The sequence below is a fragment of the Methylocystis sp. WRRC1 genome (genome assembly GCF_020733155.1).
GTDB lineage: Bacteria > Pseudomonadota > Alphaproteobacteria > Rhizobiales > Beijerinckiaceae > Methylocystis.
Genome location: NZ_JAJFZJ010000001.1, coordinates 1,117,992 through 1,138,851, shown reverse-complemented (window position 1 = coordinate 1,138,851; position 20,860 = coordinate 1,117,992). Strand labels below are relative to the sequence as shown.

General features: G+C 63.3%; 20 protein-coding genes. 6 read left to right on the top strand and 14 right to left on the bottom strand.

Translation table 11 applies throughout. The features are described from left to right. Positions 1-147: 147 nt before the first annotated feature. The 3 genes from LG047_RS05635 to LG047_RS05625 are packed head-to-tail and all read left to right on the top strand — an operon-like array spanning position 148 to position 4,356. On the top strand, positions 148-2,964 hold the full coding sequence (locus tag LG047_RS05635) for a S8 family serine peptidase (RefSeq protein ID WP_227965879.1): 2,817 nt from the start codon (positions 148-150) through the stop codon (positions 2,962-2,964). Next, positions 2,961-3,365, top strand: a complete 405-nt coding sequence (locus LG047_RS05630) for a hypothetical protein (protein ID WP_227965878.1) — start codon at positions 2,961-2,963, stop codon at positions 3,363-3,365. Before LG047_RS05635 ends, LG047_RS05630 begins: the two co-directional genes overlap by 4 nt. 10 nt (positions 3,366-3,375) lie before the next feature. Beyond that, positions 3,376-4,356 carry a DNA/RNA non-specific endonuclease gene (locus LG047_RS05625; RefSeq protein ID WP_227965877.1) on the top strand — a complete coding sequence of 327 codons (981 nt, stop codon included), beginning with the start codon at positions 3,376-3,378 and terminating at the stop codon, positions 4,354-4,356. 59 nt (positions 4,357-4,415) lie between these two features. Here LG047_RS05625 and LG047_RS05620 read toward each other — a convergent pair whose 3' ends face one another. From LG047_RS05620 to LG047_RS05610, 3 genes are all read right to left on the bottom strand, one after another. After that, positions 4,416-6,257, bottom strand: coding sequence for an alpha/beta hydrolase (locus tag LG047_RS05620; protein ID WP_227965876.1), 1,842 nt, complete (start codon positions 6,255-6,257; stop codon positions 4,416-4,418). A gap of 535 nt (positions 6,258-6,792) precedes the next feature. Further along, the gene (locus LG047_RS05615; RefSeq protein WP_227965875.1) at positions 6,793-7,578 is read right to left on the bottom strand and encodes a hypothetical protein; all 786 of its coding nucleotides are present in this window, start codon (positions 7,576-7,578) and stop codon (positions 6,793-6,795) included. Positions 7,579-7,644: 66 nt separating this feature from the next. Further along, a complete protein-coding gene (locus LG047_RS05610) occupies positions 7,645-8,079 on the bottom strand; it encodes a cupin domain-containing protein (protein ID WP_255679540.1) in 435 nt (144 codons plus the stop codon). A gap of 346 nt (positions 8,080-8,425) precedes the next feature. Here LG047_RS05610 and LG047_RS05605 point away from each other — a divergent pair, with 346 nt between their 5' ends. After that, entirely contained in the window at positions 8,426-8,857 is a 432-nt protein-coding gene (locus tag LG047_RS05605) for a YbaY family lipoprotein (protein WP_227965874.1), read from the top strand. Between the two features lie 15 nt (positions 8,858-8,872). Here the strand turns inward: LG047_RS05605 and LG047_RS05600 are convergent, their stop codons facing one another. The 6 genes from LG047_RS05600 to rph form a co-directional block, all read right to left on the bottom strand. Continuing rightward, positions 8,873-9,418 carry a methylated-DNA--[protein]-cysteine S-methyltransferase gene (locus tag LG047_RS05600; RefSeq protein ID WP_370635006.1) on the bottom strand — a complete coding sequence of 182 codons (546 nt, stop codon included), beginning with the start codon at positions 9,416-9,418 and terminating at the stop codon, positions 8,873-8,875. 161 nt (positions 9,419-9,579) lie between these two features. Further along, positions 9,580-9,999, bottom strand: coding sequence for a large conductance mechanosensitive channel protein MscL (gene mscL, locus LG047_RS05595; RefSeq protein WP_227965873.1), 420 nt, complete (start codon positions 9,997-9,999; stop codon positions 9,580-9,582). A 140-nt stretch (positions 10,000-10,139) separates the two neighbouring features. Beyond that, the gene (locus LG047_RS05590) at positions 10,140-10,514 is read right to left on the bottom strand and encodes a DUF779 domain-containing protein (protein ID WP_227965872.1); all 375 of its coding nucleotides are present in this window, start codon (positions 10,512-10,514) and stop codon (positions 10,140-10,142) included. Next, on the bottom strand, positions 10,514-12,031 hold the full coding sequence (gene adh / locus LG047_RS05585) for an aldehyde dehydrogenase (RefSeq protein WP_227965871.1): 1,518 nt from the start codon (positions 12,029-12,031) through the stop codon (positions 10,514-10,516). The genes LG047_RS05590 and adh overlap by 1 nt, the downstream gene beginning before the upstream one ends. Before the next feature lie 118 nt (positions 12,032-12,149). Continuing rightward, positions 12,150-12,779, bottom strand: a complete 630-nt coding sequence (gene rdgB / locus LG047_RS05580; protein ID WP_036286039.1) for an RdgB/HAM1 family non-canonical purine NTP pyrophosphatase — start codon at positions 12,777-12,779, stop codon at positions 12,150-12,152. Continuing rightward, on the bottom strand, positions 12,776-13,492 hold the full coding sequence (gene rph, locus LG047_RS05575; RefSeq protein ID WP_227965870.1) for a ribonuclease PH: 717 nt from the start codon (positions 13,490-13,492) through the stop codon (positions 12,776-12,778). The genes rdgB and rph overlap by 4 nt, the downstream gene beginning before the upstream one ends. 155 nt (positions 13,493-13,647) lie before the next feature. On the opposite strand from rph, the gene LG047_RS05570 reads away from it, so the two are divergent. Then, complete coding sequence (locus LG047_RS05570; protein ID WP_227965869.1) at positions 13,648-15,720, top strand: elongation factor G; 2,073 nt, start codon at positions 13,648-13,650, stop codon at positions 15,718-15,720. A gap of 6 nt (positions 15,721-15,726) precedes the next feature. Here the strand turns inward: LG047_RS05570 and LG047_RS05565 are convergent, their stop codons facing one another. Beyond that, positions 15,727-17,016, bottom strand: a complete 1,290-nt coding sequence (locus tag LG047_RS05565) for an SCP2 sterol-binding domain-containing protein (RefSeq protein WP_227965868.1) — start codon at positions 17,014-17,016, stop codon at positions 15,727-15,729. Positions 17,017-17,068: 52 nt separating this feature from the next. After that, the gene (locus LG047_RS05560; RefSeq protein WP_051134400.1) at positions 17,069-17,521 is read right to left on the bottom strand and encodes a MarR family winged helix-turn-helix transcriptional regulator; all 453 of its coding nucleotides are present in this window, start codon (positions 17,519-17,521) and stop codon (positions 17,069-17,071) included. A gap of 123 nt (positions 17,522-17,644) precedes the next feature. Here LG047_RS05560 and LG047_RS05555 point away from each other — a divergent pair, with 123 nt between their 5' ends. After that, a complete protein-coding gene (locus tag LG047_RS05555) occupies positions 17,645-17,857 on the top strand; it encodes a hypothetical protein (protein WP_227965867.1) in 213 nt (70 codons plus the stop codon). A 6-nt stretch (positions 17,858-17,863) separates the two neighbouring features. On the opposite strand, the gene LG047_RS05550 is transcribed toward LG047_RS05555, so the two are convergent. From LG047_RS05550 to LG047_RS05540, 3 genes are all read right to left on the bottom strand, one after another. Continuing rightward, positions 17,864-18,514, bottom strand: coding sequence for a hypothetical protein (locus LG047_RS05550; protein WP_227965866.1), 651 nt, complete (start codon positions 18,512-18,514; stop codon positions 17,864-17,866). Positions 18,515-18,657: 143 nt separating this feature from the next. Beyond that, positions 18,658-19,383 (bottom strand): acetoacetyl-CoA reductase, encoded by a 726-nt coding sequence (gene phbB, locus LG047_RS05545; RefSeq protein WP_227965865.1) that lies wholly within the window; start codon positions 19,381-19,383, stop codon positions 18,658-18,660. Between the two features lie 106 nt (positions 19,384-19,489). Continuing rightward, positions 19,490-20,665, bottom strand: coding sequence for an acetyl-CoA C-acetyltransferase (locus LG047_RS05540; protein ID WP_227965864.1), 1,176 nt, complete (start codon positions 20,663-20,665; stop codon positions 19,490-19,492). Positions 20,666-20,860: the final 195 nt, after the last annotated feature.

The window sequence follows — 20,860 nt, the reverse complement described above, 5'->3', positions numbered from 1 at the left end:
TTCTCGGTTACCGTTTCGTATTAGTAATTTGATCGAACTTCCTGGCGTCCCTTTTTCAGCGACTGTTTCAGCGATCGTCATGGCCGTGGAAACCAGCCCGAACATTGGGTTTCAATGAGACGCCAGCATTGCGAGCGAGGCTCGAACATGACTGGCGACGAACTCCTGAAACGACTGGCCGAAGCGGCGGGCGGCGCGATGGCGCCGGACAGCATGCCGGCAGGGGCCGTGCGGTTCACGCTGGAATATCACGTACCGCCCGACCTCGCGGCCGAACACGCGCGGGTCGCTGAGCTGCTCGGCTCGCAGGCGTTTCTACTCGAGCCGATGGACGAGGACAGGAGCGTTCGGCTCGGGCGTTTCCTCGTGCTGCAATTCCCCGGCGTGGCGAGACACTTTTCGGATCGTGCGCTCTATGAAATGGGCAACGCTCTCGCAGGGCGACTTGACCTGATCTCCTGCGAGCCGGACGTGGGCGCGCGCATATATGGCGAGCCGGATGCGCGCGGACTCGATCTGTCGCGTCCCGAGGGCGTGGTCGTCGATTTGTGGTGCAAGTCGAACGCGCCGGCGCCGGCGGAAATACGCTGGGCGCTCTCGGCGATCCGCGCGCCGCAGGCGTGGGAGGTTTCCCCGGCGAAAGGCTCGGGAATATTGGTCGGGCAACCCGACACGGGCGTGGCCGCGCACCCGGAGCTGGAGAGCGACGCGATCGCCTGGGACAAGGCCCGGAACATTCTCGAGGGCGGAACCGATCCGCGCGATCCGCTCAGCTCCTCCATGGCCAATCCCGGACATGGCACGGCCACCGCGAGCGTCGTCGTGAGCCGTGATGACAAGGGCGTGCTCGCGGGCTCGGCGCCCGTCGCGCGGCTTGCGCCGATCCGCTGCGTCAATGACGTAAAAATCTTCGATGGCGCGCCCGTCGCGGCGGCGATCAATCACGCGCGCAAGGTTGGATGCGACGTCGTGACGATGAGTCTCGGCGGATTTCCCTCCTCGGCGATCGGAGCGGCCGTCGCCGACGCGGTGGACGCCGGTCTGATCGTTCTCGCGGCCGCCGGCAACTGTGTGAAGATCGTGGTCTATCCGGCTTTCGATGATCGCGTGATCGCGGTCGCCGGCGTGGATGCGCAGGATCGGCCATGGAAGGGCACGAGCAAAGGCGCACAGGTAGATATTTCGGCGCCTGCGGAAAACGTATTCGTTGCGCGGCGGGCGCCGAATGACGGGGGCGCGCCTCATATCGAAGGTGGGCAGGGCACGTCCTATGCGGTCGCGCTGACGGCGGGCGTCGCAGCGACATGGCTGGCGCATCACGGCCGCGCCGCCGTGCGCGCGGAGGCGGCGCAGCGCGGCGTCAGCGTGCAGGCGCTGTTTCTCGTCGCGCTGCGCCAGACTGCGCGCCGGCCGGCGGGATGGGATCGAGCCGCCATGGGCGCCGGAGTCGTCGACGCCGAGGCGCTGCTGAAGTTGCGGCTGCGGGACATCAGCAGCGCTTTTGCGCCGATGGCTGCGCGGGTGGAAGCCGGCGATGTCGAGCAGATCTGGCGGCTGGCGCTGGCGCGCGCCAACGTCGACGGTTTCGATTGGGCGCGGCATGGCGCGGAGGCGGCGTCGCTCGCCGCCAAGGCGCATCTCGTGTCGCGCCGCTCCGCCGCCGGCATGGAGACGCTCGGCTTCGGCGGCTTGCGCGCCTCGACGGAAGTGGCGGCGACGGCGACCGCGATCCTGCGGAAGCTTCTGGCGCAGGCGCCGGACCTCTCGCCTTCCGCAGATGTCGCCGCCTCTGCCGGCGAGGTCGAGCAATTACTCAGGATCGTGGGCAAATCCTCAGGCGGAGGCGTGGAGAGTGCGGCCGCCGTGACCGCCGAGGCGGCCCGGCGGAGATTACGTGGAGGCCACGCCGACAAGATCCTCGACAAGCTCGCCACGGCGCTCGGCGCGCTGCCTTCGGAGACCGAGGCGCTCGCCGATGAACGCAAGCGCGTCGTGACCGACGCGCAGTCGGGTTTGCGCAAGCTCGCCGAAGATGGTCTCGCCGCGCGGCTCACGGCGACGGAGCGGGTCGGCATCGAGGCGTTGGTCAATATCCACGACCGCCCGGCGCTGCGCGTGCGCAATGGCGACGTCGACCCGAATGATCCGCTGCTGGGCGATTGGCAGGCGACGCTCCTCCTTGCCGCCGACAAGCCTCCCGTGGCGCTCGCCTCCGTCGGACGTATCGATCTCGACGGCGAGCATGTCGGCACGGGATTCGTCGTCGCGCCGGGCTGCATCATGACCAATCGGCACGTGCTGGAGGCGATCGCGGAGGAATTCCGGAAGTTGGACGGCTCCACAGGCTTCGCCTTCACGGGCGAGCCGTCGATCAATTTCGCCGACGACGGGCTGGGCGACGCCAGGCGCTTCCGGATCACCCGCGTCATCGCGGCGGGACCTGCTCGTATCGACGACACGGTGGATTTCGCTCATCTCGACATGGCGCTGTTGCAGGTTGAAACCCGCAATAGCGCCAATATGGAGTTGCCGGCGGCGCTGCCCATGATCGATGATCCGCAAATAGCGGCAGGCAAGGCCGAGATTTTCGTGGCCGGTTATCCGGCGCGTCCGCCGGCGGCGGCGCTTCTTGATCCCGAAACCAACGTCATTCGTCCCGACGTCGTGGCGCGGTTGAGGGAGATCTTCGGCCTTGCCTATTCGGTAAAATATCTCAGCCCCGGTGAAATCGACAATCCGACCGGCTCACTGACAGGCGACGCGCGCGGCTGGGTCTTCGCCCATGACGCGACCACTCTCGGCGGTAATTCCGGCTCGTGGGTCATTCGCATCGGAGAACCCTTCGGCGTCATCGGCCTGCATTTCGGCGGCGGCACTTTGCGCGCCAATTTCGCCCACGGGATCGCGGCGGTGCGGAAAACCGGATTGATCGGCCAGCTTGGCGACGAACTGACGTGGATATGATCGAGGCCGTCACCACATGGTCGGCAGTGCGGAAGCGGATGTTCTTGCGATCGAGCTGGCGCCGCTCGTCCGCGCGGCGCGAGCTGCGCGCCATCAAAGCCATTCTCGATACTTTCGAAGAAATTACTGTACGCGGCGAAAAAGCCGTATCGAGCTGCAGGGCCTCGGCGAGCCGGACGGCGTGCGATTGCTGCGCGGCCGCAAGCATGCTCGACAATATTCGACGGCAAGCGCGGAAGCGTCGCCGCCTCGCGGACCGCTGCGGCCTGCTTGGCCGCCCGATGGATGTTGCCGCGGAGCTACGGCCGGACGATCAGCCTATCGCACAGGTTCCTAAATTGTTCATGCGCGTCGAAGAGGTTTTTCACCATCCGCCGCCGCCGGTTCGTGTTGCTTCATAGGAGGTTTGTCATGACGAACAGCATCGATTTTTCATATCGTCCGCGACTGCAGGAGCTTCGCCGGCTCGGCGGCGATGAGAGCGCCGATTCAGCGATCGCCGAATTCAATCTCGAATCCGCCTTTGGTCTCGAACGTGCGGGCGCCCCCAAAGTGTCGCCGCCCGAGCGTTTCGCCGGGATGACGGGCTATCGTACGGATTTCATCGAGGGTTTCGAGGTCGCGCCGCCAGCGCCGAAAGGCCAGCGCGCCAGCGACGTTCTGCTGGTCGATCACGCGCAGGACGGCCGGCTCGATTATCTGCATTTCTCCGTCGTGATGTCGAAGTCGCGGCGCATGGCGATGTTCGTCGGCGTCAATATCGACGGCGCCGCCGCCAAAAGCATCGAACGCGGCAGGGATAAATGGTTTCTCGACGGGCGCATTCCGCTCGATGCGCAAATCGGCGAAGAACTCTACCTCGACAATCTGCTGGATCGCGGTCATCTCGTGCGTCGCGAGGATCCGAACTGGGGCTCCACACAGGAGGCGGAAGCAGCAAATGACATGACCTTCCATTTCACCAACTGCTCGCCGCAGATGGGCGCCTTCAACCAGCGCACATGGCTGGGGCTGGAAGATTATGTTCTGAAGAACGCGCGCGCCTGGAAGGAACGCATCAGCGTTTTCACCGGCCCCGTCTTCCATGCCGATGATCTCGACTATCGCGGCGTAATGATTCCGCGCGCCTACTGGAAGGTGATCGCCTTCCTTAGCGACGATCTCAAGCCGTCGGCAACGGCCTATATGGTCAGTCAGGAAAGGGAGCTGAGCGACCTCGAAGCCGCCTTCGGCGCCTACAAGACCTATCAGCTCTCCGTGCGCCAAATCGAAACGATCACGGGGCTCTCGTTTGGTGAACTCGCGAATTTCGACGGCTTCTCGAATGAGGAGGAAATGACCCGGACCGAAATATCGTCATTACTGCGCGCGCCGGGCGACATGCGCGTATAACCGACGCGCGCCGGGCCGCGCCGCCAGGCGGCCTCGCCTTCTTTCGCGGTCGAACAGGATCATTCCTGAAAGACATAGAGACCAGGCGCGTCGCCGAGCGCAGGGTAGCCTGCCTCGGGGGAGCCGATCGGGGGCGGAGCGGCAGCCTCTCCCGATCGCGCGGCCAGCCATGCGACCCATTCGGGCCACCACGAGCCCTCGTTTCTTTTTGCGGCCGCAATCCACGCATCCGGGTCCAGATAGGCGTGATCGTGAGGCGAGGTCAGGACTTGATAACTTCTTCGCGGCCGACCCGGCTCTGAAACGATGCCGGCGTTATGACCGCCGCCCGTCAGCAGAAAGGTGATTTCAGTATCCGTAAGGAGATGGATCTTGAAGACCGATCGCCACGGCGCGACATGATCATGCGTGGCGCCTACGCAGAAGAGCGGGACGCGAATATCGGTCAGGGCGATCGGCTTTCCGTCAACTTCATAGCGCCCCTCGGCCAATGAATTTTCGAGAAACAGGCGCCGCAGATATTCTGAATGCATACGGTATGGCATGCGCGTGGCGTCGGCGTTCCACGCCATCATATCGATCATCGGCTGTCGTTCCCCCATCAGATAATCGTGGAGGCCCCGCGACCAGATGAGATCCTGCGAGCGTAGCAACTGGAAAGCGCCGGCCATCTGCTTGGAGTCGAGAAAACCCTGCTCCCACATCATATCGTCGAGGAAGGCGAGCTGACTTTCATTGATGAAGAGCGTGAGTTCGCCCGCTTCGGTGAAGTCGGTCTGCGCCGCGAGAAGCGTCATGGAGCCGATACGTTCGTCGCCGTCGCGCGCCATGGCGGCTGCGGCGATCGAGAGGAGCGTGCCGCCGAGGCAATAACCGACCGCATGGACGCGCGCGCCGCGCGTGATTGTCGTAATCGCCTCCAGCGCGGCCATTATGCCGAGTTTGCGATAGTCATCCATGCCGAGATCACGATCTTCCGGGTCCGGATTTTTCCAGGAAATCATGAAGACCGTGAAACCCTGCGTCGTCAGATATCTGACCAGCGAATTATGCTGGGAGAGATCGAGAATGTAGAATTTCATGATCCAGGCGGGGACAATGAGAATTGGCTCGGGATGCGTCCGGTCAGTCGCAGGCGCATATTGGATGAGCTCGATCAGACGATTGCGGTAGACTACTTTTCCCGGCGTGACGGCAAGATTATTACCGACTTCGAATTGCTCGGCCCCCACCGGCTTCTTGCCGTTGACGACGCGCTCCCAGTCCTCGAGGAAATTCTGCATCCCGCGCAATAAATTCATGCCCCCCTGCCGCATGGTTTGTTGCAGCACTTCCGGGTTGGTAAGCAGAAAATTCGACGGCGACGCCATGTCGAGAATCTGGCGCGACACGAATTCAACGACTTTCTCATGCTGTCCGGTGACCCCGCGCACGCTCGTCGTCGCATTGTGCCACCATTGCTGATGAAGCAGGAAGCTTTGATAATAGAAATTATATGGCCAGCGGCGCCATGTCTCGTCGATGAAGCGGCGGTCTTGTGGCAGCGGCTCGATACAAGGTTCGATCATTCCGCCCTGAAGGACGCACTGGCTCGCGTGATGCGCCAAACGAACCGACTTGCGGACCGCTTTTGCGGCGAGCTGCGCCTGCTTCCCGGGACTTGCTGCGAGATGGGTCGCCCAGTCGAGATAAGCGTTGCCCAGAGCGGCCGGTGAAAGGCCGAAAGTGAAGCGCGCCCAGGTGGCGTGGAGCGATCGATCGATGACATCGCTCAAGGCTGTGGCGGCGTAGGAATCCTGTTCGAGATCCCGACGTCTTCTGGGGTTGCCGGCAATCGGCTGCCCGGTCTGTGGAATAGTGGCTGGAAGTTGCCGCTGCGCGGCGTCGTTCATCGTCTTCATTGTCGCGTCCCGCGCATTTGGCGTCGAAGGCTTGTCAAACATGGATAAATCCGGCGGTGCGCCGACATCGGACCGCAAACGCTGTCAACTGCCTTGAGCAAGCTGACGGCTCGGTCGCTATAAGCAATGTATGTCATGCGTGTTAAGAAAGGTATCAGCTCTTCTCCAAATATGGAAAACATCTGCATCGCTTCAACGCTTCGGGGCGGCCCCGACGTTGGGCCAGCGCCATATGCTCGTTGAGCTGGAAATGACGCTTTCAATCTCTGTCTGAAAAATCATATTGAAAATCGACGGTTCCTGCGCTGGCGGCGGAGGCGGGGGACCCATTTTGTGGAGTTGCAATATGTAACGCAATTCAAGGATATTGTGTGTCATTGCGATAATGAAATAATAAGGCGCATCGAAACACGCCGGCGCCACGCCGCGGCCGGCCGCGCTGCGCCCGTCGCTGTCGTAATGGCCGCAAGGGAGCGACGGTTCTCCGGAATTTGTTCGCTTCTGGAGCAGAAACGCCGTGCTTCGCTTTCATCCGTCAAATATCGAGGTGGCGGTAGACCGAAATCTCTCTCTCTCTCGCGACCCGGGCGTCCTCTCCGGCCCGGATTCCCCGCCACACGTCGAACATCATGACCAGCGTCGAATAAAGGCCGGAAACTTTTCCAAGAATAAATCCTAGCGGGAAGATGAGCTTCCCCGGGGGAATAATGAATTCGGAGCCAAGGAAAATCAGAAGCGCGTTCATGAAATAGGCGGGCCTGTAGAGAGATTTCTCTTTCCAGGCGCTTTTGGCGTAGGGACGCGAACTCTTCTTTACCGCCCTGTTGTAGGCGGGATTCGAGAGCAGCCCTCCAAGCCGGCGCTTCGAAGGCAATGCATTCGGCCCCGACAGCAAGGCGGTATAGTTCTGCCGCATTTCGAGATGCGCGATCGAGGACAAAACCAGATTTGCGACGACAAGCCCAAGCTTGAGCTGCGGGAACCAGAATGACAATTGGGCGGCGAGGTCTACGAAGCCAAGCTGTGTGAACGCATTCAGCGCAAAGGCGGAGCGATGGAACGCGGCGCGATTGATTCCCTCGACCTTTTCATCGAAGAACGCTGCGCCTGTTTTTGTCGTGACAAGCTCGGCGAGGAACCGTTGCTGCGCCTCGTCGAGTTTTCGTCTCCTCGCGATTTCGGCGATGGTCTCGGCGCGCGTGCCTCTTTTCACATTGAAGGTTGCGCGGCTGATGTAAGTCGATGTCTGCGCCAGAATGTCTTTTGCTCTGGCGTAGAGTGATGTTGCAGAATGGATGACTTTTGCGGGCTCTGTTTCCATAATGTCTCTTCGACCCAATCTGTTATTGTCGTCCGTCCTGAATGGCGCAGCGTCGCAAGAGAGGGCTCAATCTGCTCGTGCGGCCAATATGGCTCCATCTCCGCATGGCTCCGCCTTTCGGCGAGATTCGAGTTCCTTCTCGTTCGCCCCGCGAGCGGGCAGGAATATGGCCAGCCAGACGGTGGGGGGCTCAGCCTGCGTCCACTCGACGCGGTGGCGGCAATGCGCCGGAATCTCGACCCATACACCCGGCAGCAGGTCGAGGGAATCTTTGCGCCCTTCGATCCGCAGGGTCGCCGCGCCGGCCATGAGCACGACGAACTCGTCCTCGTCTTGATCGTACCAGAAGTCCGGCGGGCTCGCCTGACCACTGGAAACGATCCGCTCGACTCGGACGTCGCCACGAATCACGACGGCCTCGCAGAACTCTTCCGGGAGACCTTTCGGCAAAGTCTCGAAAAGATTTCCTGTCCGCACCGCTACAGCCGCCGAGTTCGACATCGAGGCTCGAAAATAACACGGGTTGGCCAACGTTCAAACCGTGATGTTGTCTTTTTGTTCTTTATGCCGGGATGATTTGGCATGAGGCGGTTCACTGGAAAATTGCCCGAATATTGCAACAACGCCGGGAAAATCCGGCGCGTTCAGCTTTGACCGGTCTGGTGGCGGTCGAAGAGCGGCGCGGCCTGGATGAGCGCCGCGGGAGCCGGCGTTGTTGCAGCCATCCGAAAGGGGCGGTCAAATATGAATTGCGGCACTTGCGAAAGGAAATTGCCCAGACGTAGACTTCAAGCCGATGAGGCGTCCTCCACACCAATCGCGCACGCATTTGAACATGAGGCAATTTATGAACATTGGCAGCTTTTTATCCGCCGGAGTCCGGTCGCTTCTGTTTGTTCACTGTCTCGCTGGCGCCTTGCTCGCGCCGGTCTTCGCGCAATCCGCGCCGCTGCGCATTTCCGGAACCGTCTCCTACCGGGAACGGATCGCCATGCCGCCAGGCTATGTGGTGAAGGTGCAACTGCTTGACATAGCCCGACAGGACGCCGCCGCGGAGACGCTTGCGGAGGTCGAAATCACGCCGAAACATCAGCCGCCGGTCCCCTTTTTGCTCACGCTCGACGAGAGCCGGCTCGACCCGCGCGCCCGCTATTCGGTTCGCGCGCAAATTTATGTCGGCGATCGAATGTTGTTCACCAGCACGCGAATAAATCCCGTCACGCCCGGCGCCGCGCCGCGCAAGATGAACATCATGGTCCAGCGCGTCGCCGCGCCTTGAGAAAGCGGATCGACGTCAAGCCGCGCCTTCGCGCGCAAGCAGCATGCGCTTGCGCTCGACGCCCCATCGATAGCCGGAGAGCGCGCCGTCAGATCTGATGACCCGATGGCAGGGGATGGCGATGGCGACCGGATTCGCCGCGCAGGCGCCTGCGACCGCGCGCATGGCTTTCGGCGAGCCGATGCGGCGCGCGATCTCGGCGTAACTCGCGGTCGCGCGCGGCGGGATCGCGCGCAGCGCCCGCCACACGCGGCGCTGAAACACCGTGCCGCGCGCGTCGAGCGGAAAGTCGGCGGATGTGTCGGGCCTCTCGATGAGGGCGAGAACGGCCGCCGAGAGGCGTTCATAATCAGCGTCGCCGCCGACCACCGTCGCTTTCGGGAAACGCACTCGGAAATCCTCCAGCAACGCCCCTGGCTCGTCGCCGAGCAGGATGGCGCAGACGCCAATGTCGCTCGCAGCGATCAGCGCCCATCCGAGCGTCGAGCGACGCACCTCGCAGCGGATGAAATCGGCGCCGCGAGATGGGGCGGCCGCGATGGCTGTTTCGAGTTGAGCCATGGCCCGAAAGGACTCCAGTCCGGCGCCGACAGAGAGCAGCCGTCGGTTGGGAGGCAACGTCTCAATTATCGCTTGCCGCTCGAGCGGCGTAAAGCGTCCGCGGGACAAAAAACGAGCCATGCAGTTCGTGACCGCATGGCCTTTTCAGCGGGAGCCGCAATTCAGCCTTGACGGCCGCGAATGGCGTCACGGATTTCCTGCAGCAGAACCTCGGTCTTGGTCGGCTCTGGCGGCGCAGCGGGAGCAGGCGCCTTCTTCATGCGCTCGAAGGTCTGGATGACGATGAAAAGCACGGCGGCGATGACGACGAAGTTCACGGCGACGGTGATGAACTGGCCGTAGCCGATGGCGGCGCCGATCTTCTTCGCTTCATCATAGGTCATCTCGCTGTGAACGGCTTTCGAAAGAGAAATATAATAATTCGAAAAATCGAGGCCGCCCGTGACGGCGCCTATGATCGGCATGATGATATCGGTCACCATAGAATCGATGATCCTGCCGAAGGCCGCGCCGATGATCACGCCGACGGCGAGATCGACAACATTGCCGCGCAATGCGAAATTCTTGAAGTCCTGTAGCATGATTTCCTCCAGATCGAGCGCGCCGCCTTACCAGCCCGCCGGCGGGCGAACGGCCATCGCCGGGGAGAAGCGTCAAGCTTGCGCCAGGCTGACGTTACGACTTTTGTGCGACGCGTCAATCCGTCTGGAAATGCTTATTTTTATTGCGATGTTATCGGCGCCAACATTGTGAGTTCGTCGTCCGAGAAAAGGCGCGAGCGGGTGAGAAATCTTTGACCCGTGCCATTTTCGAGAGAGAACATGCCGCCTTGTCCCGGCACGACGTCGATGATGAGCCGCGTATGTTTCCAGTAATCGAATTGCGCGGCGCCGATATAGAAGGGCGCGCCGCCGATTTCGCCGAGCCGCACGTCATTGTCTCCGACGAGAAACTCGCCTTGCGGATAGCACATCGGCGCCGAGCCGTCGCAGCAGCCGCCCGATTGATGGAAAAGAATGTCGCCGTGCTCGCGCCGCAGGCGCTCGATCAGATCGAGCGCCGCGGGCGTGGCGACGACGCGAAGCGGCGTCTCCATCAAAAGAAGCCGAGCTTCTTCGGGCTGTAGCTGACGAGCATGTTCTTCGTCTGCTGGTAGTGGTCGAGCATCATCTTGTGATTCTCGCGCCCGATGCCTGACTGCTTGTAGCCGCCGAACGCCGCATGGGCGGGATAGGCGTGATAGCAGTTGGTCCACACGCGCCCCGCCTGAATCGCGCGGCCGAAACGGTAGCAGCGGTTGATGTCGCGGCTCCACACGCCGGCGCCGAGCCCGTAGAGCGTGTCATTGGCGATGTGCAGGGCTTCGTCGTCGTCCTTGAAGGTCGTCACCGACACGACGGGTCCGAAGATTTCCTCCTGGAACACGCGCATCCTGTTGTGGCCATGCAAAACCGTCGGCTTCACATAATAGCCGCCGGCGAGATCGCCTTCGAGCGTATTGCGCTCGCCGCCGGCGAGCACTTTTGCGCCTTCCTGCCTGCCGATGTCGATGTAGCTGAGAATTTTCTCGAGCTGTTCGGAAGAAGCCTGCGCGCCGATCATCGTTTCGGGATCGAGCGGATTGCCCTGCTTGATGTCGCCGACGCGCTTCAGGGCGCGCTCCATGAACCGGTCGTAGATTTTCTCGTGGACAAGCGCACGGCTCGGGCAGGTGCAGACCTCGCCCTGATTGAGCGCGAACATAACGAAGCCCTCGACCGCCTTGTCAAGATAGTCGTCGTCCTCGCGCGCGACGTCCTCGAAAAAGATGTTGGGCGATTTGCCGCCGAGTTCGAGCGTGACGGGAATCAGCGTCTGGCTGGCGTATTGCATGATCAGCCGGCCTGTCGTCGTCTCGCCGGTGAAGGCGATCTTGGCGATCCGATTCGAGGACGCGAGCGGCTTGCCGGCTTCGAGGCCGAACCCGTTGACGATGTTGAGCACGCCCTTCGGCAGCAGATCGCCAACGATCTCCGCCCAGACCAGAATGCTCGCGGGCGTCTGCTCCGCAGGCTTGATGACGACGCAGTTGCCGGCCGCGAGAGCCGGCGCCAGTTTCCACGCCGCCATCAGCAGCGGGAAGTTCCAGGGAATGATCTGGCCGACGACGCCGAGGGGCTCGTGAAAATGATATGCGACAGTGTCGTGATCGATTTCCGAAATGCCGCCTTCCTGCGCCCGCACGGCGCCGGCGAAATAGCGGAAATGATCGATCGCGAGCGGAATGTCCGCGGCCATTGTCTCGCGGATCGGCTTGCCGTTGTCCCATGTCTCGGCGGTGGCGAGAACGGCGAGGTTCTCCTCCATGCGATCGGCGATCCTGTTGAGGATGCGCGCGCGCTCGGTCGTGCTGGTCTTGCCCCAGGCATCCCTGGCGGCGTGGGCGGCGTCGAGCGCGGCCTCGATGTCGTCCTTGTCCGAGCGCGCGATCTCGCAGACCTTCTGGCCGGTGATCGGAGAGATGTTGTCGAAGACGCGGCCGGATTTCGCGTCGCGCCACTCGCCATTGATGAAATTGCCATAGCGCGCCTTGAACGGCGGTTTCAGCGCGGCGAAGGTTTCGTGCTTGGTCATCGGGTGTTTCCTCTTGGCGGCATCCGGGCGCCTGTCTTGTTGTCATCCAAGATAGTAACGCACGGGCCTGCGCCAAGAGAAAGTAATTCCCAAGGTAAGGCTTAATTGCGACGCAAGCCTAGTCGAGACACGCCTTCGCCAGCGCCTGGAAAGCCCGCGCGCGGTGCGACAGCGCGCGGGAGCCGTCGCCGGGCAGGGCGTGCTTTTCGGCCGACATCATCTCGCCGAAGGTCTTGTCGAGTTCGTCGGGCTTGAAGATCGGATCATAGCCGAAGCCCTTGTCGCCCTTTGGCGGAAAGACCAGCACGCCGTCGACGCGGCCTTCGAATTCCTCGATGTGGCCGTCCGGCCAAACGATCGCCAGCGCGCAGGTGAAATTGGCGCGATAGGGCGGCTTTGCGCCGCGCTTTTCGAGTTCCTGCCGCACGAGCTCGCACGCCGCCTTGAAGTCGCGATTCGGGCCCGCCCAGCGCGCGGAATAGATGCCGGGCGCCCCGTCGAGAGCCTCGACGCAGAGGCCCGAATCGTCGGCGAAGGCCGGCAGGCCGGAGGCCATAGCGGCCGCCCGAGCCTTCAGCGCCGCATTGCCGCGAAAGGTCGGCTCGGTCTCCTCCGGCTCCGGCAGGGCCATGTCGCCGGCGGAAACCGCGTCGACGCCATGGGGCGCGAGCAATTGCTGCAGTTCCCAGAGCTTGCCGGGATTGTGGGTGGCGACGACGAGTTTGCCGGAGATCTTGCGGTGGGTCATGACGCCAGCGCCGCCTTTTGCAGCGCGACAAGATCGGCGACGCCCCCCTGCGCCAGCGTCAGGAGCGAAGTGAGCTCGTCGGGTGAGAACACGGCGACTTCGGCCGTGGCCTGAATCTCGACGAGTCCGCCGGAGCCGGTGATGACGAAATTGGCGTCGGTCTGGGCGGTCGAGTCCTCGGCGTAGTCGAGGTCGATCACGGGCGTTCCGTTGAAGATGCCGCAGGACACCGCTGCGACATGATCGCGCAGGGGATTATCCTTGATGATGGAGCGCGACCGCATCCATTCGAAGCAATCACGAAGAGCCAGCCAGGCGCCAGTGATCGAGGCCGTGCGCGTGCCGCCGTCCGCCTGGATCACGTCGCAGTCGATGACGATCTGCCGCTCGCCCATCGCCGGCAGATTGGTGACGGCGCGGAGGCTGCGGCCGATGAGCCGCTGGATTTCCTGCGTGCGGCCGGTGAGCTTGCCGGCGGAGGATTCGCGGCGGGTGCGGGTATGGGTGGCGCGGGGCAGCATGGAATATTCCGCCGTCACCCAGCCGCGCCCCTGACCGCGCAGCCACGGCGGCGGCTTGTCCTCGAGCGAGGCGGCGCAGAGCACATGCGTATTGCCGAATTTCACGAGGCAGGAACCCTCCGCGTAGCGGGCGACGCCGCGCTCGAAACTGACCGGGCGCATCTCGTCGGGCGCGCGCTTGCTGGGACGCATGAAAACTCCTTTTGCTGATTTAGAGGCTTTCTAACGCGCTTTGGCTTTCGGTGGAAGCGCGTCGACTTTCGACCCTTGCGCTTAGGGGCGCATGGTGGGAGCATGACGCAACGGGGCTGGATCAATCAGGCGCCGACAGATAAGGGAGGGTAGCTATGGGCGACGTGTCTTCCCACGAGGCGAGAGCGCGGGGTCCGCGGCTGATCGCGCTGGCGGGCCCCTTCCAATGCGGCAAGACGACGCTCATGGAGGCGATACTCGCCCACGCCGGGGCCATTCCCCGCCAGGGCTCCGTCGTCGAGGGTGCGAGCGTCGGCGACGCCAGCGCCGAAGCCCGCGCTCACAAGATGAGCGTCGAGGCGAATGTCGCCACCGTCGACTACATGGGCGACAGTTACACTTTCATCGATCTTCCCGGCTCCGTGGAGTTCGCGCAGGACGCGCGCAACGTGCTGCCGGCGGCTGACGCCGCGATTGTCGTCTGCGAGGCCGACGAGCGCAAGATTCCCGCGCTCCAGCTCGTGCTGCGCCAGCTCGAGGAGCTGGGCGTCCCGCATTTCCTGTTTCTCAACAAGATCGACGCCGCGACCATAGATGTGCGCGATGCGCTCGCCATGCTGCAGCCGGCCTCGCGCACGCCGCTGCTGCTGCGCCAGATTCCGATCTGGAACAATGGAGTCGCCGTCGGCTTCATCGATCTCGCGCTGGAGCGCGCTTATGTCTATCGCGAACATGCGCCTTCCGAAGTGATGGAAATTCCCAAAGGTGAAACGGCGACGGAAAAGGAAGCGCGCTACTCCATGCTGGAGCGCCTCGCCGACTATGACGACGCGCTGATGGAGGAATTGATCTCCGACATAGAGCCGCCGCGCGATCAGGTTTTCGACGACCTCACGAAGGAGCTGCGCGCCGGTCTCGTCGCGCCTCTGTTCATCGGCTCGGCCGAACGGGGCGCCGGCGTCACGCGACTGCTGAAGGCGCTGCGTCACGAGGCGCCGGGCGTCGACGCCACGCGGAGGCGGCTGGGCGTCGAGGACAGCGGTCCGCCGCTGGCGCGCATTCTCCGTACGGTCCACACCTCCCACGGCGGAAAGCTCTCCATCGCGCGCGTGCTGCGAGGCGCGTTCGCGGATGGACAGCCCGTCGTCTCGCCGCATGGAGAGGATCGCGTGTCCGGACTGTCGCGCCTTTTCGGCGCGGCGACCAGCAAGGCGGCGGCGGCGAAGGAGGGTGACGTCGTCGCCTTCGGCCGTCTGGAGCACGCGGCGACCGGCGACAGCATTGTCGGCGACGGCAAGGCCGACGCGGCGGCGTTGAAGAAGACGCGCGCGCAAATTCCCGATCCGGTGCACGCTCTCGCGCTGTCCGTGAAGGACCGCAAGGACGAGATGCGCCTCGCGGCGGCGATGAGCAAGCTCGTCGAGGAAGACCCCTCGCTCGTCTATGTGCATGACCAGGAGCTCTCGCAGATCAAGCTCTTCGGGCAGGGCGAGATGCATCTGCGCGTCGCGCTGGAGCGGCTGGCGTCGCGCTTCGGCGTCGCTGTCGAAGTCGCAAAGCCGACTGTCGCCTATCGCGAGACCATCCGCCACAAGGTGACGGTGCGCGGGCGCCACAAGAAACAGTCGGGCGGCCACGGCCAGTTCGGCGATGTCGTGCTCGAAGTCGCGCCGCGCGGCCGCGGGGAGGGATTCGCCTTCGCCGAGCGCGTTCATGGCGGCGCCGTGCCGAAGCAATATTTCTCGTCGGTCGAGGCTGGGTGCCAGGACGCCCTGGCGCATGGCCCGCTCGGCTTTCCCGTCGTCGACGTGGAGGCCGTGCTGACCGACGGCTCCTATCACTCGGTCGATTCTTCCGACATGGCGTTCCGCACGGCGGCGCGCATCGGAATGAGCGAGGCTCTGGAGAAGGCCGAGCCGATTCTGCTGGAGCCGGTGCTGGCGGTCGACATCTTCGTGCCGAGCGACGCCATGTCGCGAGCTACCGGCATCGTCTCCGCGCGGCGCGGCCAGATCATGGGCTTCGGCCCGCGTGACGGTTGGGACGGCTGGGACAAGCTCGAAACATTGATCCCCGAAGCCGAGATGGACAATCTCATCGTCGAACTTCGTTCGGCGACGGCAGGCGCGGGTTTCTATCAGGCGCGCTTCGATCATCTTGCGGAAGTCGTCGGCAAGCAGGCGCGCGACATCGTCGCGGCGCATGCGGCGAAGGCGAACGGCGGATAGGGCGCGTCAGCCCGGGAAACAACGTCCGAAAGCCGGAAGCAGCCGTGGGTCGCCCTTGAGCCTGATCTTTCGGGTCAGCAGCGCCCATGGCAGCCGGGCCTCCTTTCTCAGGAAGCGAATCCATGTTTCGGCGTCGGCGGTCACCGTGAGTTGCGGCGCGCCGATGAGGCCGTCCTCGACGCGGATTTTTCTGTCGGCGATGGTGACGGTCGCCTGGCGCCGGCGCGTGCCTGTGAAGACGAAATGATAGACTGCGTTCAATCCGGTTGATTTGTTGCGCTGGAATATGAGCCGCAGGCTGGCGAGAAAATTATCGACCGTTGTCGGACGCAGAACCTGTCCGACGCGCTTTGCGCGCTTGTGCGGAAACCGGCGCAGGACATAGGTCTCCGCGTCCGAGCCCGCCGTCACATAGATGGTTTCGAGTTTCTTCTGCAGCGGATCGACGATCTTGCGCAGAAAATCCTTCTTGCCCGACCAATAGGCGCCGATCACGTCCTCGCCCGCGGGGCAAACGGCCATGCAATAAGCCGCTTTGTAATTTGGGCCGAAGGCGAGACTTTGCCACATCGAGACGGTTTCGGCGTCGGTGAAACTTTCACGGTAGGCGCGCGCGTTCTTCGCCTCCGCGATCGTTTCGACAAAATCGCCGAAGCCGCCCATGAATTCGCGATAATTATGCGTGTAGCATGCCGCGAAATCGAAATGACCGTCGGGCGCAATGGCGCCGGTGGGGCAGGCCGCGACGCAGAGCTTGCATTCCAGGCAAGGATTGAAGTCGAGCGGCGCGCAGTCATGCGCCACTGCAAGATCGACGGCGACGGTTCCCAGCAGGATGAAATTGCCGAATTTCGGATGGATCACATTGCGGTGAACACCCATGCGGCCGAGTCCGGCGGCGACGGCAACCGGCTTGTGGGAGATGACCCAGATTTTGTCCGGCCAGTTCGTCGCTTCCATCGGAAAGCCCATCGAGGGATAGCCGGCGCGCACGCCTTGCGCCTCCATAGTTTTCACGATGGCGCGCGCCACATCGTCGCATTCGTCCCCCGTATGATGAAATTCGAGATTTGCGACGGAGCGGGCCGGACTGCGGATGTTCTCGCGGTTCATCTTCACGACGAAGGAGATGAGCGTCCTCGCGAAGGGAAAGGCGGCGAGAATGTCGGCGCGCTGATCGTCGAGCGCTGGATCGTCGATCGAGACGAAGCCGACGTCGTCGGCGCCGGCGGAGACGGCGATGTCGCGCAACATCGCCGCATCGAAGGTCGTGGGGAGAAGAAGAGCCCGGGTCATGATATTTGCATATGCCCCTTTTTTGGCGCGGCTGCGCCGCGCATCGGCCACGTCAGCTTTTCGTCGTGACTTCCATCAGCGCGCGCAATTCGGTGAGAAGCTTTCGCAGGCGCTCGGCGCCGAACCGGGTTTCGACCATGTCTTGCGCCTCGCGCCAATGCGGCATGGCGTTGGCGAGCGTCGCTTCGCCGAACGGCGTCAGCGCGACTTTGCGCGTGCGGCGGTCCTCGCCCGGCTTCACTTTCAGCAGGCCGCGTTTTTCGAGGATCGCGAGATTGCGGGCGAGCGCGCTGCGGTCCATCACGAAAAAGTCGGCGAGCTTGCTCACCGTCGCGACGCCCGTTAGCGAACAGGCGACGAGCAGGGAATATTGCGTGGGCTCGAGGCCGGTCTCGGCCATGAACTGTCCATAGAGCTTCGTGACCGCGCGGCTCGCCCGGCGCACATTGGCGGCGGCGCAGGACTGCGCGCAGGTTTTCACGTCGGCTGGGTTTGGTCTGGTCATAATAGATGTATATGCCCGTATTTTGGTTGCGTCAATAGCCCCGGCGCGTGTGCTCCCGCACAGCGCTTTCGTGAGGCGCCCTCGATAATCGCAGTGGTCAATTTCGATTACGGGAGCGCAAAAATGCGAATGATCGTCTTTCTTGTCGCCGCAATCTTCGCAACGTCCCTGAGCTTCTACGCCAGCGCCCATGGTTCTCGGGGGCTGTCGTTCAAGACGCCCGCGGCGCAGAGCGAACATCCCGAGGTCGGTTCGAACTGCGTCCGCAAAATCACCACCGCCTCGGGCGAGGTGATCGGCTGCCATCTCCAGCGGCGCAAGGGTCGCGCGGCCTGACGCGGATCATCTCGCGCCCGCGCCGCGCCAGCGGTCCATGGCGACATGGACCGGCGCGAACATGGCGATCGGCAGGCCGACCATCAGCGTCGCGAGCCACGCCCATTGAGGCATCCATGTCTGAGGCGCGCTGTCGCTCGGACCGAAAACGTAATCGACGTTGACCGGCGTGAGACCGGCGTCGGGCGTGGGGCCGGGCAAAAAGAAATAGGAAATCAGCATCAACGTCCACGCGAGTCCGGTCCAGGCGAAGAGCGCGCGCCGGTCGTAGCCAAGCCTCCAGACGAGATAGACGAGCAGGAACGGCAGCCAGCCGTGAAACAGGGAAAGCCCGCGCAGAAGCAGCGGCGATTGCGCGTTGAACATATAGTCGGTCATGCCGGTGAGGCGCAGGCCGCCGAGATTGAGTCCGAAATCCGCGACCCAGAGAATTTGCGGCGCGAGAATGCCGACCGTCGGCATCGAGATGAAAAGGGGGCTCTCCAGCCACAGGCCGATGAGCGTGACGATCAGCGCCATGTCGCAGAAATAGAGAAAATTCGTCGGTCCGTAATTCGCCCAATAGACCGGGATCAGCACGGCCATGAAGGCGGTGTAGGCGAGTTTCAGCCGTAGCGGCAGGCGGCAGGAGAGAATTGAATCGGCGGCGAGGCGCATGAGCGAACTCCTTTTGAACATCGTTCAATGAACGTAGTTCATATCCCTGTGCAAGGTCGCCGTCAAGGCGCCCCGGCCGACGAAAAGAAAACGCCGGCGACCTTGCGGGCGCCGGCGCGAAGCGATCTTCCGATCAACCGATGCTAGGTCAGATACTGGCCGCCGTTGATGGTCAGCGTCGAGCCGGTGATGAAGCCGGCGTCGTCCGAGGCCAGGAACACCACGGCGCGGGCGATCTCCTCCGGCTCGCCGAGGCGGCCAACGGCGATGTAGGGGATGATGTGCTTGTCGAGCACGTCCTGCGGAACGGCCTTCACCATCTCGGTGGCGATATAGCCGGGCGCGATGGCGTTGACGGTGATGCCCTTGGACGCGCTCTCCTGCGCCAGCGCCTTCACGAAGCCGATGTCGCCGGCCTTGGAGGCGGAGTAGTTGGTCTGGCCGGCCTGGCCCTTCTGGCCGTTGATCGACGAGATCACGATGATGCGGCCGAAGCCGCGGTCGCGCATGCCGTTGATGACCGGGCGGGTGACGTTGAACAGCGAGTTCAGGTTGGTGTTGATCACCGCCTGCCACTGCGCGAGCTCCATCTTGTGGAACAGGCGATCCTTGGTGATGCCGGCGTTGTTGACGAGAATTTCGACCGGGCCGAGATCCTTCTCTATGGCCACGATGCCGGCGGCGCAGGCGTCGTAATCGGAAACGTCGAATTTATAAACCGGAATGCCCGTCTCCGCCTTGAACTTGTTGGCGGCTTCGTCGTTGCCGGCGTAGGTCGCGGCGACATTGTAGCCGGCGGCCTTGAGAGCCTTGGAAATCGCCTCGCCGATGCCGCGCGTGCCGCCCGTCACAACTGCTGTTCTAGCCACGATATGTCTCCTTTCCTTCTCATTGAAACGAATGCGCGCCGCGCGTGGTTTTCGCGCGGCGCCGGATTTTGTCGAACGACCGGTTTGTGCCGTGAGGCTGGACGCCTCAGCGCTCCACCGTCAGCGCGATGCCCATGCCGCCGCCGATGCAGAGCGTGGCGAGGCCCTTCTTGGAGCCGCGGCGAGCCATTTCGTGCAGCAGCGTCGTCAGCACGCGCGCGCCGGAGGCGCCGATCGGATGGCCGATGGCGATGGCGCCGCCATTGACGTTCACGATCGCGGGATCCCAGCCCATGTCCTTGTTGACCGCGAGGGCCTGCGCCGCGAAGGCCTCATTGGCCTCGACGAGGTCGAGGTCGGCGACCTTCCAGCCCGCCTTCTCGAGCGCCTTGCGCGAGGCCGGGATCGGGCCCGAGCCCATCACCGTCGGATCGACGCCGGCCGTCGCCCAGGAGGCGATGCGGGCGAGCGGCGTGAGGCCGCGCTTGGCCGCTTCCGCCGCGCTCATCACGACGAGGGCCGCGCCGCCGTCATTGATGCCCGAGGCGTTCGCCGCCGTCACCGTGCCGTCCTTGGCGAAGGCCGGACGGAGCTTGGAGACGCCCTCCATCGTCACGCCGTGCTTGATGTATTCGTCGGCGTCGACGGTCACGTCGCCCTTCTTGGTCGAGATGACATAGGGAACGATCTCGTCCTTGAACTTGCCGGCCTTCTGGGCGGCCTCGGCCTTGTTCTGAGAGGCGACGGCGAAGGCGTCCTGCTGCTCGCGGGTGATCTGCCACTGCCTGGCGACGTTCTCGGCCGTGATGCCCATGTGGTAGTTGTTGAAGGCGTCGGTGAGGCCGTCGATGATCATGGTGTCGACGAACTTAACGTCGCCCATCTTGGTGCCGGTGCGCAGCTGCGCGGCGTGGTTGGAGAGCGACATCGACTCCTGGCCGCCGGCGACGATGATCGTGGCGTCGCCCGACTGGATCTGCTGGGCGGCGAGCGCAACGGCGCGCAGGCCCGAGCCGCAGACCTGATTGACGCCGAAAGCGGTCTTGCTGTCCGGGATGCCGGCCTTGATGGCGGCCTGGCGGGCAGGGTTCTGGCCCTGGGCGGCGGTCAGCACCTGGCCGAGGATGACTTCGTCGACCGAACCCGGCTCGACCTTCGCGCGCTCGAGAGCGGCCTTGATAGCGACAGCGCCGAGTTCGTGGGCCGGAACCCCGCCAAAGGCTCCGTTGAACGATCCGACGGCGGTGCGCGCCGCGGAAACGATCACGATATCGGTCGTCATGTCGATCTCCCTCAATGAAATAGTCGAGCCCTCCGGCCGGCGCTGCGCCCGTCCGGGGCTGGAGGTGTTGAGCATTTCGCGCTTGCGTTCGTCAAGCCGCGGCCCGTTTTGCACGGAATTGGCGGCGAGCGAAAGGCTTTGGATACGAAAATATTGCCGCAGGCGCCAATTTGCGCTTATCGTCGACCTCAAGCG

What these genes read in the sequence shown, in the direction of transcription:
- LG047_RS05635 (WP_227965879.1), top strand. Translation starts at nt 148, where the DNA reads ATGACTGGCGACGAACTCCTGAAACGACTGGCCGAAGCGGCGGGCGGC.
- LG047_RS05630 (WP_227965878.1), top strand. Translation starts at nt 2,961, where the DNA reads ATGATCGAGGCCGTCACCACATGGTCGGCAGTGCGGAAGCGGATGTTC.
- LG047_RS05625 (WP_227965877.1), top strand. Translation starts at nt 3,376, where the DNA reads ATGACGAACAGCATCGATTTTTCATATCGTCCGCGACTGCAGGAGCTT.
- LG047_RS05620 (WP_227965876.1), bottom strand. Translation starts at nt 6,257, where the DNA reads ATGAAGACGATGAACGACGCCGCGCAGCGGCAACTTCCAGCCACTATT.
- LG047_RS05615 (WP_227965875.1), bottom strand. Translation starts at nt 7,578, where the DNA reads ATGGAAACAGAGCCCGCAAAAGTCATCCATTCTGCAACATCACTCTAC.
- LG047_RS05610 (WP_255679540.1), bottom strand. Translation starts at nt 8,079, where the DNA reads ATGTCGAACTCGGCGGCTGTAGCGGTGCGGACAGGAAATCTTTTCGAG.
- LG047_RS05605 (WP_227965874.1), top strand. Translation starts at nt 8,426, where the DNA reads ATGAACATTGGCAGCTTTTTATCCGCCGGAGTCCGGTCGCTTCTGTTT.
- LG047_RS05600 (WP_370635006.1), bottom strand. Translation starts at nt 9,418, where the DNA reads ATGGCTCAACTCGAAACAGCCATCGCGGCCGCCCCATCTCGCGGCGCC.
- mscL (WP_227965873.1), bottom strand. Translation starts at nt 9,999, where the DNA reads ATGCTACAGGACTTCAAGAATTTCGCATTGCGCGGCAATGTTGTCGAT.
- LG047_RS05590 (WP_227965872.1), bottom strand. Translation starts at nt 10,514, where the DNA reads ATGGAGACGCCGCTTCGCGTCGTCGCCACGCCCGCGGCGCTCGATCTG.
- adh (WP_227965871.1), bottom strand. Translation starts at nt 12,031, where the DNA reads ATGACCAAGCACGAAACCTTCGCCGCGCTGAAACCGCCGTTCAAGGCG.
- rdgB (WP_036286039.1), bottom strand. Translation starts at nt 12,779, where the DNA reads ATGACCCACCGCAAGATCTCCGGCAAACTCGTCGTCGCCACCCACAAT.
- rph (WP_227965870.1), bottom strand. Translation starts at nt 13,492, where the DNA reads ATGCGTCCCAGCAAGCGCGCGCCCGACGAGATGCGCCCGGTCAGTTTC.
- LG047_RS05570 (WP_227965869.1), top strand. Translation starts at nt 13,648, where the DNA reads ATGGGCGACGTGTCTTCCCACGAGGCGAGAGCGCGGGGTCCGCGGCTG.
- LG047_RS05565 (WP_227965868.1), bottom strand. Translation starts at nt 17,016, where the DNA reads ATGACCCGGGCTCTTCTTCTCCCCACGACCTTCGATGCGGCGATGTTG.
- LG047_RS05560 (WP_051134400.1), bottom strand. Translation starts at nt 17,521, where the DNA reads ATGACCAGACCAAACCCAGCCGACGTGAAAACCTGCGCGCAGTCCTGC.
- LG047_RS05555 (WP_227965867.1), top strand. Translation starts at nt 17,645, where the DNA reads ATGCGAATGATCGTCTTTCTTGTCGCCGCAATCTTCGCAACGTCCCTG.
- LG047_RS05550 (WP_227965866.1), bottom strand. Translation starts at nt 18,514, where the DNA reads ATGCGCCTCGCCGCCGATTCAATTCTCTCCTGCCGCCTGCCGCTACGG.
- LG047_RS05540 (WP_227965864.1), bottom strand. Translation starts at nt 20,665, where the DNA reads ATGACGACCGATATCGTGATCGTTTCCGCGGCGCGCACCGCCGTCGGA.